Genomic DNA, 11578 nt, shown 5'->3' with positions numbered 1-11578 from the left:
CCCTTGTCACTTCTGCCCTGCTTTCTAAGCGCTAGATTAGCGCTGCAATAAAACACATAAAATACCCTACAGGAAATACTATGCCTTCATTACTATTACAGTCACTGTTTCCGCTCGTCTTTATAATGTTACTTGGATGGCTAAGTGGAAAGCTGGGATATTCTCGGCGTGAAGATGCAAACGTTATGGCAACCGTGGTAATTCGTTTTGCCCTTCCTTTCCATCTTTTTATCGGCGCATTGCATACCGACCCCAATAAAATTAAGAACCTGACCTTTATGGCCGTGCTGGTTGTCGGTTTAATGGGATCGTATTTACTGACGCTATTTATTTCACGCTACGTTTTTCGCCACGATATCAAAACCAGCGCCATTCAGTCTCTGGTTTGCGCCTTTCCCGATATGGCTTACTTTGGCGCACCGGTCCTGGCGGTATTGATTGGGCCGGAAGGATTTATCGGCGTGCTGATTGGCAATATTATTACCAGCGTTATCATGATCCCTCTGACTATTGTCCTGATTCGTATGGGTGATAAAAACGGTCAAGATGGCCTGGAGGCGCTGCACCCGGGCGCGATGATCGTGCAAAACCTCATCAAAGCGGCACGCAACCCTATCGTCTGGATCCCGGTCTCCGGCGTATTGCTCAGCCTGGCCGGCGTGAAAATCCCTGCCATTCTCAGCATGCCTATTGAGATGGTTGGCAAGGTTTCAGGCGGACTGTCCCTGTTTGCCCTCGGCCTGCTGTTTTACGGTGAACGTCCAAAACTGAACGTGCAGACGTTTACCAATATCAGTATTAAAAACCTTATTCAGCCAGCAATGATGGCCGCCGCGGGGATCGCCTTTGGCCTGAGCCATACCTTACTGCAGCAGGTCGTCATTATTGGCGCAACGCCTTCCGCGATTGCCGCGGGGATGTTTGCGTTGCGCAGCGATACCTATATTGATACCGCATCCTCTTCCATATTAATTGGCACTGCCGTCGGGGTCGTGACCGAAGGTATTATGATCTATTTCATCTCTTAATCTGTTTTATTTAAAAAATTCAGGAGTTAACCATGTCCCGGAAAGAAGTTCTGTACACCCCCTATAACGGGGCCGTATTGCTGGAAAATCCGCTGCTAAATAAAGGGCTCGCATTTATTAAAGAGGAGCGTGACAATTTTAATCTGCATGGGTTATTGCCGCACAACGTTGAAACCATTGAAGAACAAACCGAGCGTGCCTGGGTGCAGTTCTGTCATTTTAAAAGCGATATTTCGCGTCATGTTTATCTGCGAAATATTCAGGACACCAATGAAACTCTTTTTTATAACCTCTTGCGTTCGCATCTCAAAGAGACGTTACCGATTATCTATACCCCGACGGTCGGTGAAGCCTGCGAGCATTTCTCCACAATTTATCGACGCGCGCGGGGCCTGTTTATTTCATGGCCGAATCGCCATCGTATTGATGAGATGCTGCAAAGCTTTTCGCGCAACGACGTTCGCGTGATTGTGGTGACGGACGGGGAACGTATTTTAGGGCTTGGCGATCAGGGTATCGGCGGCATGGGTATACCAATTGGCAAGCTGTCGCTGTACACCGCCTGTGGCGGGATCCATCCGGCTTCTACCCTGCCGATTATGCTGGATGTTGGCACCAATAATCAGCAACACCTCGACGACCCGATGTACATGGGCTGGCGCCACCCGCGCATCAGCGACGACCAGTACGCTGAGTTTATGGATATGTTTGTCAGCACCGTTAAAGCGCGCTGGCCCAATGTGCTCCTGCAATTTGAGGACTTCGCGCAGAAAAATGCCACCAGGCTGCTCCAGCGCTACCGCGACCAGCTGTGCTGCTTCAATGATGATATCCAGGGCACGGCCGCCGTCACCGCCGGTACGCTGATGGCGGCGGCCCATGCGGCAGGCACGCGCATTCGCGACCAGCGCGTGGTCTTCCTGGGCAGCGGCTCTGCCGGATGCGGGATAGCTGAAAAAATAGTGGCGCTGATGGTGGATGACGGCCTGACCGAGCCGGAAGCGCGCAGCCGGATCTTTATGGTCGATCGCTTCGGCCTGCTGACCGACGACATGACCAACCTGCTCGATTTCCAGAAACACCTGCTTACCGCGCGCGACGCCGTTTGCAGCTGGCAGGTTGACGCGAAGAACATTTCCCTGCTGGACGTGGTGAAGAACGCGCATCCTACCGTGATGATCGGCGTTTCGGGCCAGCCGGGGCTGTTCAGCGAAGAGATTGTCAAAGAGATGCATCGCCACTGTCCGCGCCCGATCATCATGCCGCTCTCGAACCCGACCTCGCGGGCGGAAGCCCAGCCGCAGGATCTCATTGCCTGGACCCAGGGTGCCGCACTGGTGGCCACCGGCAGCCCGTTCGCCCCGGTATTCTGGGAGAATGAACACTACGAGATCGCCCAGTGTAACAACGCCTATATCTTCCCGGGCCTGGGGCTGGGCGTGCTGGCCTGCAACGCGCGCCGGGTGACGGAAGAGATGCTGATGGCAGCAAGCCGCAGCCTGGCCGCGCAGTCTCCTCTGGTCACCACGGAAAAAGGCGGATTGCTGCCGCCGGTAGATCAGATTGAAACGGTCTCACGCCAGATTGCCGTCGCCGTCGCCCGGGCCGCCATTGAACAGGACGTGGCTCCGGCGATTGATGATGAGACGCTGATGGCGCGTATTGAGAAGACCTGGTGGCAGGCGGACTATGCGCCGTACCGCAGGTCTGCGCTGTAAGCTTCGCGCCTGCCCTCACTGCGCGGTGAGGGCAGGATTGCTTCCTCAGTGCTGGACGCCAGACCGATCGGAAAGATCGGCTGCGGAAAGGATATCAGCCCGTGGTGCCACGCTCTTGCGGCGGGCATAGCGGTCAGGCTGACCTTCAGGACGCGTTTTGAAGCGACGGTGCAGCCACATATACTGCTCTGGGGCCATGCACACCGCCTGCTCAATCGCCCTGTTCATCTGCGTCGCTACAGATTCTTTATCTCCCCCCTGCAGCGCCTCGCTGATATCCTCCAGAATAATCAGTTCGTAGCCGGTACCGTCCGCCCTACGGCGCGGCACAAAGGGAATAACGGCAGGCTTAGCGCTTTTGACCAGCATATAGCTTCCCGCGGTCGTGGCGGCATCCGGAACCGCAAAGAACGGCACAAACACGCTGTTGGTTTTGCCATAGTCGTGGTCCGGGGCGTACCACAAAATTTCATTCTGCTTCAGCGAGCGGATCATGCCCTTTAAATCATGACGATCGAGCATGGTTTTATTGGAGCGCAGGCGTCCGCGCGTCTGAAGCCAGTCCAGCACAGCGTTATTATTCGGACGATACACCCCAATTCCAGGGTTGAGCATGCCAAAGATCCGCGCGCCCAGCTCAAGGGTGAGAAAATGCATGCCAACGAGCACCACGCCATTGCCCTTTGCCCGCGCCTTTTCCATGTGCTCATACCCCTGCACGGTAAAGCATTTTTTCACCCGCCACGCAGGCCAGAACCATGCCATCCCGGTTTCGATTACCCCCATTCCTACCGATTCAAAATTACGCTGCAGCAGTAACTCTCGCTCCGCCTTTTTCATCTCCGGAAAACAGAGTTCCAGGTTGCGGCGGGCAATCTCAACGCGGCGCGGAAGCAGGCGCATCGCCAGCCGTCCAAGGCCGTGGCCGATTCGGAACAGCAGCGGATAAGGGAGCAGCATGATGAGCCACAGCGCGGCGATGCCGGCCCAGCTTAGCCAGTAACGAGGGTGAAGAAAGGCGAGTGAAAAATGGGGTAATTTTGTCATGAGAAAATTATCCTTTAGCGTGTCTGTCCTTAATTGATTCTGTTTGAGATCTTTCCTAAGGATGTATGAAATGTCAGTCAGAAACGTAAAGTGTAACGGATAAGATAAAACGCATTTTTATCGATTTTTGCGAAAAAGCGGGAAGACGAGGCGGGGAAAACCGGGGAGGAGCGTTCCCCCCGGCAATTGCGCTTACATTGAATAGCCTGGCTTTTTGATTAATTCGTCCAGCTTCGGTCCTATTTCGATATCCCAGACCTGCGCTTTCCAGTCCTCCTGGTTCACCTGATTCAACGCAACGGACACCGAGCTGTCTTTGCTGTTGAAATGGCGAATAATGACCTCAGCAATATCCTCGGCCAGGGCAGCTTTTTGTTCGTCGTTCAAATCGCGGGGAAAACATTTGATATCTACGTGTGGCATATACAGGCTTCCAGTTGTGAGTCAGGGCTCCACGTTATCAGATAATACCGTTGGCCTTTAACACCTTGTGCAGTTCCGGTAGCTGGCATATGGCGTCCGCAATAGCCGTAAACCTCGGCGTATTGGTTGCAAACCAGTCATGGCGTGGCCCCCAGGTGCGCGCCACCGCGATATACACATCCAGCAGCGTCAGCCGTTCCCCCAACGCAAACGGCGCGGCCTTGAGCTGAGTTTCGAACCACAAATAGAGGGATTTCCGGTATTCGATGCAGTTTTTCTGCAGCTGTTCAGGCGTATCCGGCGCCCAGCGTTCGGGATAGTCCGCATACGTAAACGTGGGATAGACGTTGGCCACAAACCAGATCAGCAAGCGCTGAAACTGCTGGCGTTCGGCCTGCCCCACGGGCGGCGCGAGATCGGGACATCTGTCGAGCACCATCAGGGCAATCGCCGCCGTTTCGGTCATGATGGCGCCATTTTCCAGCTCCAGCGTGGGCACCTGACACAGCGGGTTAAGCTTTTGCAGCAGTTCGCGCTGCGGGCCGGGCTGGTCAAACCCGTCCACGTTGATAAATTGATAAGGGATATCGGCCAGGGTTAGCATCACTTCACCGATCGCCGAGCCCCAGCCGGGTACGCCATAGAGTTTAATCATGTTGCCCCCTCAGGGATGAAAACCTAAGTGTAGAGCACCATTAGTAGGTTATCCCAGGCGGGTTGACCTCCGACTGCGCCACCGCTTCGCCCTGCTCACCCCAGCGCGCCAGCACCTTCTGGTAATCTCCGCGCTTAATCGCGCCGTCCAGCGCGGCCTGCAGCGCGTACACCAGCTCATTGCCTTTTTTGGTGGTGGTCGCAACATAGGCTTTTTTCGGCCCTAAACCGACAACGCGGGTTTTGCCCGTGAGCGCAGCCTTATAGGCCGATACCGACTGCGGGCCAAAGAACACGTCCGCCCTGCCGGACTGAATATAGAGATTGCCCGAGGCATCGTCGTGGAGATAGACCGGCAGCGCAGGCGCCCTTCCCGCCTTTTTGTTCTCTTCGTTCCAGCCCAGCAGGATGCGTTCCTGATTTGTACCAGAGCCGACAATCACCTTTTTCCCGGCCAGATCTTCCGCGCTTTTGATTGACTGAATGTCGCTGGTGGATTTCACCGAAAACGCCAGCGAATCGACGCGGTAGGTCGCAAAATCAAATTTCTCTTTACGCTGTTCGGTCACCGCAATGTTCACCAGCGCCACGTCGTAGCGCCCGGAGGCGATCCCGAGCGGCCAGTCTTCCCACACCGTCGGCACCAGCTTCAGCTTTAGCCCCAGGCTGCCCGCCAGCAGGCGGGCGATATCCGGGTCGCTACCGATGCGCGTACGGTTATCGCTGGCCAGCAGCGCCAGCGGCGGAGAATTCAGCGCCGAAACGGCGACCGTCAGCGTACCCGGCTCAACGAATTTGTAGTTTGCGGGGATCTTCGCCACGGCCAGCCGATCCACCGTCACCGGCAGCGGCTGCTCGTTGGCTTTCAAATCAATGCTGGCGTGGCTCACCGTCGTGACGATCAGCCCCGCCAGAAGTCCATATTTCATTGGCACTCCTTACAAGACTTTGGAGAGAAACTGGCGCGTTCGCGCATGTGCCGGACGGTTTAATACCTCGTCACTGCTTCCCTGCTCGACAATTTTCCCGTCGACCATAAACACCACCTGATCCGCCACTTCCCGGGCAAAGCCGATCTCGTGGGTCACCACCACCAGCGTGGTGCCGGACCGCGCCAGCTTTTTGATCACGTCCAGCACTTCGCCCACCAGCTCCGGATCCAGCGCCGAGGTGGGCTCATCAAACAGCATCACGCGGGGACGCAGCGCCAGCGCGCGGGCAATGGCAATGCGCTGCTGCTGTCCGCCGGAGAGATGGCGGGACCAGGCATCGGCTTTATCCCGCAGCCCGACCACGTCCAGCAGGCTGTACGCCCTTTCCACCGCCTCTTTTTTGCTGAGCTTTTTATGCGCGATGGGCGCCTCAATCAGGTTTTCCAGCACCGTGAGATGCGGAAAGAGATTGAAGTTCTGGAACACATAGCCCACGTTAACGCGCTGTTTGAGGATCTCCTTCTCTTTCAGCTCGTAGAGCCTGTCTCCCTGACGACGGTAGCCAATGTAGTCCCCGTCGATCTGGATAAAACCTTCATCGACGCGCTCCAGGTGGTTAATGGTGCGCAGCAGCGTCGATTTGCCGGAGCCGGACGGCCCGAGGATCACCGTCACGGAACCGGGCGGGATCTCAAGCGAAACGTTGTCGAGTGCCTTATGGCGGCCAAAAAACTTGCTGACGCCGGTAATCGAAATGTGTCCTTCAGGAGAGGCTTGCATGGACGGGCTCCTGTGCTGGCGTGGTGGTGACAGAACGGGTGCGACGGACGGCACGGTTCTGGTTAACGGCAGAGCGGCGTTCGCTGCGGGCAAGCGCGCGTTCAACGCCATACTGGATAGCGGACAGGACGGTGGTGATCGCCAGATACCACGCGGCACCGACCATCAGCAGCGGGATCACCTCCTGCGTGCGGTTGTAGATCATCTGGATGGTATAGAACAGTTCCGGCATCGCCAGGACGTACACCATCGCCGTGCCCTTGGCGAGGCTGATGATTTCATTGAACCCTGACGGCAGAATGGTGCGCAGCGCCTGTGGCAAAATGATGCGCACCGTGCGTCGCCAGGCCGGCAGACCGAGCGCGGCGGCGGCCTCATACTGGCCGTGATCGACCCCGAGGAATCCGCCGCGAACGATCTCGGCGGTATAGGCGCTCTGCACCAGGGTGAGCCCCACCACGGCGGTAGAAAACTGCCCCAGCACGTTGATGGTTTCAAAGCTGCCCCAGGTGATGCCGGTGAACGGCACGCCGAGCGAAAGCGTGTCGTAGAGATAGGAAAAGTTGTAGAGAATGATCAGCACCACGATCAGCGGCAGCGACCGAAACAGCCAGATATAGGCCCACGCCAGGCTGCTCAGCAGCCAGGATGAAGAGAGTCTCGCCAGCGCCAGCATGCCGCCAAGCACCACGCTCAGCGCGGTGCCGATCAGCGTCAGCAGCAGGGTCTGCCCGACACCTTCGAGGATCACCGGATCAAAGAACCAGCGGGCAAACACCGCCCATTCCCAGCGCGGGTTAAAGGCCACGGACTGAATCACGACCGCCAGGACAAACAGCGCCACCGCGGCGCCGACGGCCCGCAGCGGATAACGCGCCGGGACCACCTTAATGGTTTCAACGTTGCTCATCGTCGTTCCTCATGCGGTTTTACTGAACGCTTCGCGTACCAGCGTTTTGGTGAAGCGCAGCCGACCGTCAAACGGAGGCTGGCTGTACTCTTCCGGATCGCGGTTCAGATCGAACTGCGCCTGATAGCCCTGGCTGAGATAGAGCCGCACCGCTTCCGGCTGGCGAAAGCCGGTTGTCAGGTAGATTTGGCTGTACCCTGCCAGCACCGCCCTGCGCTCAAGCTCCTGCACCACGCGCCCGGCAAGCCCCTGCTGACGCAGGGTTTTGTCCGTCCAGATGCGTTTGATTTCCGCGGTGCGTTCGTCGAAAGGTTTGTACGCGCCGGTGGCGATAATCTTCCCGTCGCGCTCCAGGACGATAAACAGCCCCTGCGGCGCTAAATACCACTCTGTAAGCTCAACTTCCGCGTCTTTGGAGAAGTAGTCCCCGTAGCGGGCGGCATATTCACCGAACAGCCCCTCGATAATGGGCTGAAGCTCGGCGTCTTCCGGTGAAACATCACGAAATCGTTCGCTCATCACACCTCCTTAATCGCCCAGGCCAGCTGGGTTCACTTCTGACTGAGGAATACGCTCAACGCCTTCCCCCCAGCGGTTCAGCACTTTGTCGTAGTCGCCGTTTTTGATGACCCCGTTCAGCGCGGTTTGCACCGGCTCAACCAGCCCGCTGCCTTTCTTCAGCGTGACCGCGATGTGCGCCGCCTTCGGCCAGCCGCCGTCGACGCTACCCACCAGTTTGGTTTTCCCGTTCAGCGCCGCTTTCCAGGCGCCAATCACGTTCGGACCAAAGTAGGCATCCGCGCGCCCGGACTGCAGCGCCAGCGTTTGCGCCGCATCGTCTTTGGTGTAGATCGGGGTAAAGGGCTTCAGCCCCTTCTTGAGGTTTTCGGCATTCCAGGCCAGCAGAATGGCCTCCTGGTTGGTGCCGGAGCCGACGATAATCCGCAGCCCGGCGATGTCTTCCGCCTTCTGCAGCGACTTGATCGGGCTGGTGGATTTCACGTAGAACCCGAGGGAATCTTTTCGGTAGGTGGCAAAGTCAAACTTCTCTTTACGCTCTTTGGTGACGGTGATGTTGCTGATAGCGGCATCATATTTCCCGGATGCCACGCCCAGCGGCCAGTCTTCCCAGGAGGTTGGCACCACGTTCAGCTCCAGCCCGAGGCTGTCTGCGACCAGACGGGCGACGTCAACCTCGCTTCCCAGCAGCGTTTTGTTGTCATCGGAAAACACCGTCAGCGGCGGTTGATTGAGGCCCGCCACCGCCACGGTAAATTTGCCCGGCACGGCGAAGCGATAGTCTTTCGGCAGCTGTGCCACCGCATCATTGTTTTTAGCAGTATTAACCGGCGTTTTATTGGCCTCGATGCTCACGCCGGTGCCGTTAATATTCACATTCTCTGCCCAGACGGCAGGGGTAAAGGCCAGCGCGAGCGCCAGAATAAGCGTTGTTTTCTGCATAGCGGAGTTCTCTTTTATTGTTGTATGAACTGGTTTTTAGGTTCGTCTAAACCCAGGCTTTCGCGCAGCGTGGTGCCAGGGTAGTCGGTACGGAACAGGCCACGGGCCTGCAGAACAGGCACCACCTGGTCAACAAAGCGCGGGAAGGTGTCCGGCGTGCCGCCCTGAATGATGAAGCCGTCTGCGGCATAGCCTTCAAACCAGGCCTGCAGGCCGTCGGCCACCTCTTCTGGCGTACCGGAAAAGCGCGGGCGCGGCGAAGCGGCTTCCAGCGCCACCTGACGCAGGGTTAAGCTGCGCTCGCGGGCGTTACGCTTGATTTCATCGGTGGTGCTGCGGAAGCTGTTTTTGCCTAAGTCGCCGATATCCGGGAACGGCTCGTCGAGCGGGTACTGGCTGAAATCGTGATGCTCGAAATAGCGTCCGAGGTAGTTGAGGGCATCGTTAATCGACACCAGCGCCGCCGTGGTCTGATACTGGTTCTCCACGTCATCGGCGTCTTTACCCACAATCACGCTGACGCCCTGGAAGATATGTAAATCAGACGCGCGGCGTCCGTTACTTTCCAGCTGCTGCTTCACGTCGCGGTAAAAGGCTTTCGCTTCGTCGAGGGTCTCGTGATGGGTAAAAATGGCGTCGGCATGTTTCGCCGCCAGCTTTTTCCCGTCGTCCGACGCGCCCGCCTGAAAGACAATCGGCCGCCCCTGTGGCGTTCGCCCAATATTCAGCGGCCCGGCGACCTGGAAGAAATCACCGTGGTGGTCCAGGGCATGCAATTTAGTCGGGTCAAAAAACTGACCGCTCTCTTTATTGCGCACAAAGGCGTCGCCTTCCCAGGAATCCCACAGCCCTTTCACCACGTCGAGATACTCATCGGCAATCCGGTAGCGCAGCGCGTGCTCGGGGTGTTTTTCGCGAGAGAAGTTCTTTGCTGACCCTTCCAGCGGGGACGTCACCACGTTCCAGCCCGCGCGTCCGTTGCTCAGGTGGTCGAGGCTGGCAAACTGGCGCGCCGTGGTAAAGGGCTCGCTGTAGGAGGTGGATAAAGTTCCCACCAGCCCCAGGCGCGAGGTGATGCTGGCGAGAGCGGATAACACCGTCAGCGGTTCAAAGCGATTTAAAAAATGCGGGATCGATTTCTCGTTGATATAGAGACCGTCGGCAACGAATAAAAAATCGAGTTTGCCCTCCTCCGCCTTTAACGCCGTCGCTTTGACGAAATCAAAATTGATGCTGGCATCGGCGACGGCCTCAGGGTGACGCCAGGCGGACATATTTCCGGATGCACCATGCAAAATGGTCCCGAGCCGCAGTTGACGATGTGCAGACATATTCACCTCTTAAAAATTAAACGTGTTGCAGGGCTTTTTCCGCAAGCTGTGCAAAATAGCGTGCAGCGGGCTCAATTAAGGCTTCATCCGGATTGAATGCCGGATGGTGTAAACCGTACGGGCTGTTGCTGCCGATGCTGACAAACGCCCCCGGGATCTGCTGCAGATAGACCGCGAAATCTTCCCCGCCCATATGCAGCTCGGCGTGCCGGGTTTCGTAGCCTGCTTCTCTGGCGACCGAGGTGGCGAAATCGGCCCAGCGCTCGTCGTTCACCAGCGCGGTGGGTCCGGCATACCAGGTGATATCAATCTGCGCGCTGAAGGCGCTGGCAAACCCGGCGGCGATTTCGCCCACGCGGGCTTTAACGTTCTGCTGCACTTCCGTGCGGTGGGTGCGCAGCGTGCCTTCCAGCTCGACGCTTTCCGGCAGCACGTTCCAGGTGTTACCGCCCGCAATGCGCGTCACGCTCAGCACCACCGAATCCAGCGTATTGACGTTGCGGCTGGCGACGCTTTGCAGCGCCGTCACCAGCTGGCTCGCCAGCACGATGGCGTCGTTGCCTTCGTGCGGACGCGCGGCGTGCGCGCCCTTACCGGTAATGCGGATCACGAAGCGATCGACGTTGGCATAAAACGGCCCGCCGCGGGTAGCGAACTCACCGACCGGCAGGCCGGGCTCGTTATGCATGCCGAAGATGGCGCTGACGTCACGCAGGGCACCGGCCCGCACCATGCTCTTCGCACCGCCAAAGTTCTCTTCGGCAGGCTGAAACAGGATCCGCACCCGGCCGTTAAGCGACGCTTCCCGCTCTTTCAGCTTTAACGCGGCGCCGAGGATCACGCTGGTGTGGATATCGTGACCGCAGGCATGCATCACCCCTGCACGCTGCGAACTAAACGGCACGCCGCTGCGCTCTTCAATCGGCAGGGCATCGATATCTGCGCGCAGCGCAATCAGCCTGTTGCCCGAGCCGATTTCCGCCACCAGTCCAGTCGACAGGTCGTAAGGCTGCGGAGTAATCCCGGCATTCGTCAGCCACTGGCGCAGGCGGGTCGTGGTCTCCACTTCCTGGCCGGAGAGCTCCGGGTTCTGGTGCAGTTCGCGACGCCAGGCAATCAGCTGTTCGCCAAAGCTCATACGGTGACCTCCCTGTTAAGACGCGCCTCGGCAAGCAGGCGCAGCGACGCGACGCGCGTTGCCCCCTCCGCTACCGGCGTGTCGATGATAAATTCATCAATGCCCCACTTTTCATGCAGGGCGTTAAGCTGTTCGAGCACAGACACAGCGGTACCC

Annotated in this window: 10 protein-coding genes and 2 pseudogenes; 2 read left to right on the top strand and 10 right to left on the bottom strand. The window is 57.7% G+C overall.

All coding sequences use genetic code 11. The annotated features are described in order from the left end of the window. The first annotated feature begins 80 nt into the window (after nucleotides 1-80). On the top strand, nucleotides 81-1028 hold the full coding sequence (locus tag NUX24_RS12200; RefSeq protein WP_214575841.1) for an AEC family transporter: 948 nt from the start codon (nucleotides 81-83) through the stop codon (nucleotides 1026-1028). Between the two features lie 32 nt (nucleotides 1029-1060). Then, on the top strand, nucleotides 1061-2746 hold the full coding sequence (locus NUX24_RS12195) for an NAD-dependent malic enzyme (RefSeq protein ID WP_126328619.1): 1686 nt from the start codon (nucleotides 1061-1063) through the stop codon (nucleotides 2744-2746). Nucleotides 2747-2791: 45 nt separating this feature from the next. Here NUX24_RS12195 and NUX24_RS12190 read toward each other — a convergent pair whose 3' ends face one another. The 10 genes and pseudogenes from NUX24_RS12190 to NUX24_RS12145 form a co-directional block, all read right to left on the bottom strand. Beyond that, nucleotides 2792-3793: a Kdo(2)-lipid IV(A) acyltransferase gene (locus NUX24_RS12190; RefSeq protein ID WP_257831761.1), complete on the bottom strand. Its 1002-nt coding sequence runs from the start codon at nucleotides 3791-3793 to the stop codon at nucleotides 2792-2794. A gap of 192 nt (nucleotides 3794-3985) precedes the next feature. Further along, the gene (pptA, locus tag NUX24_RS12185) at nucleotides 3986-4216 is read right to left on the bottom strand and encodes a tautomerase PptA (protein WP_047651043.1); all 231 of its coding nucleotides are present in this window, start codon (nucleotides 4214-4216) and stop codon (nucleotides 3986-3988) included. 37 nt (nucleotides 4217-4253) lie between these two features. Further along, nucleotides 4254-4871, bottom strand: coding sequence for a glutathione S-transferase family protein (locus NUX24_RS12180; protein WP_257831759.1), 618 nt, complete (start codon nucleotides 4869-4871; stop codon nucleotides 4254-4256). Nucleotides 4872-4911: 40 nt separating this feature from the next. Continuing rightward, on the bottom strand, nucleotides 4912-5799 hold the full coding sequence (locus NUX24_RS12175; RefSeq protein ID WP_257831757.1) for an ABC transporter substrate-binding protein: 888 nt from the start codon (nucleotides 5797-5799) through the stop codon (nucleotides 4912-4914). Between the two features lie 9 nt (nucleotides 5800-5808). Further along, a complete protein-coding gene (locus NUX24_RS12170) occupies nucleotides 5809-6582 on the bottom strand; it encodes an amino acid ABC transporter ATP-binding protein (RefSeq protein WP_257831755.1) in 774 nt (257 codons plus the stop codon). After that, on the bottom strand, nucleotides 6566-7492 hold the full coding sequence (locus NUX24_RS12165) for an amino acid ABC transporter permease (RefSeq protein ID WP_039262857.1): 927 nt from the start codon (nucleotides 7490-7492) through the stop codon (nucleotides 6566-6568). The genes NUX24_RS12170 and NUX24_RS12165 overlap by 17 nt, the downstream gene beginning before the upstream one ends. A gap of 9 nt (nucleotides 7493-7501) precedes the next feature. Then, the gene (locus tag NUX24_RS12160) at nucleotides 7502-8011 is read right to left on the bottom strand and encodes a GNAT family N-acetyltransferase (RefSeq protein ID WP_032656866.1); all 510 of its coding nucleotides are present in this window, start codon (nucleotides 8009-8011) and stop codon (nucleotides 7502-7504) included. Between the two features lie 9 nt (nucleotides 8012-8020). After that, nucleotides 8021-10284: pseudogene (locus tag NUX24_RS12155) on the bottom strand (NtaA/DmoA family FMN-dependent monooxygenase). Nucleotides 10285-10300: 16 nt separating this feature from the next. Further along, a complete protein-coding gene (locus NUX24_RS12150; protein ID WP_047651047.1) occupies nucleotides 10301-11422 on the bottom strand; it encodes an amidohydrolase in 1122 nt (373 codons plus the stop codon). Next, nucleotides 11419-11578 (bottom strand): annotated as a pseudogene (locus tag NUX24_RS12145) (alkane 1-monooxygenase); the annotation flags it as partial. The gene NUX24_RS12150 and the pseudogene NUX24_RS12145, both read right to left, overlap by 4 nt.

Source organism: Enterobacter sp. HG048, assembly GCF_024702055.1.
Lineage (GTDB): Bacteria > Pseudomonadota > Gammaproteobacteria > Enterobacterales > Enterobacteriaceae > Enterobacter > Enterobacter dykesii.
Note: the sequence above shows the minus strand (reverse complement) of the source record. Positions and strands in the feature narration are given on the sequence as shown.

Excerpts from the sequence above, each read along its gene's own strand:
- NUX24_RS12200 (WP_214575841.1), top strand. The coding sequence starts at position 81 with ATGCCTTCATTACTATTACAGTCACTGTTTCCGCTCGTCTTTATAATG.
- NUX24_RS12195 (WP_126328619.1), top strand. The coding sequence starts at position 1,061 with ATGTCCCGGAAAGAAGTTCTGTACACCCCCTATAACGGGGCCGTATTG.
- NUX24_RS12190 (WP_257831761.1), bottom strand. The coding sequence starts at position 3,793 with ATGACAAAATTACCCCATTTTTCACTCGCCTTTCTTCACCCTCGTTAC.
- pptA (WP_047651043.1), bottom strand. The coding sequence starts at position 4,216 with ATGCCACACGTAGATATCAAATGTTTTCCCCGCGATTTGAACGACGAA.
- NUX24_RS12180 (WP_257831759.1), bottom strand. The coding sequence starts at position 4,871 with ATGATTAAACTCTATGGCGTACCCGGCTGGGGCTCGGCGATCGGTGAA.
- NUX24_RS12175 (WP_257831757.1), bottom strand. The coding sequence starts at position 5,799 with ATGAAATATGGACTTCTGGCGGGGCTGATCGTCACGACGGTGAGCCAC.
- NUX24_RS12170 (WP_257831755.1), bottom strand. The coding sequence starts at position 6,582 with ATGCAAGCCTCTCCTGAAGGACACATTTCGATTACCGGCGTCAGCAAG.
- NUX24_RS12165 (WP_039262857.1), bottom strand. The coding sequence starts at position 7,492 with ATGAGCAACGTTGAAACCATTAAGGTGGTCCCGGCGCGTTATCCGCTG.
- NUX24_RS12160 (WP_032656866.1), bottom strand. The coding sequence starts at position 8,011 with ATGAGCGAACGATTTCGTGATGTTTCACCGGAAGACGCCGAGCTTCAG.
- NUX24_RS12150 (WP_047651047.1), bottom strand. The coding sequence starts at position 11,422 with ATGAGCTTTGGCGAACAGCTGATTGCCTGGCGTCGCGAACTGCACCAG.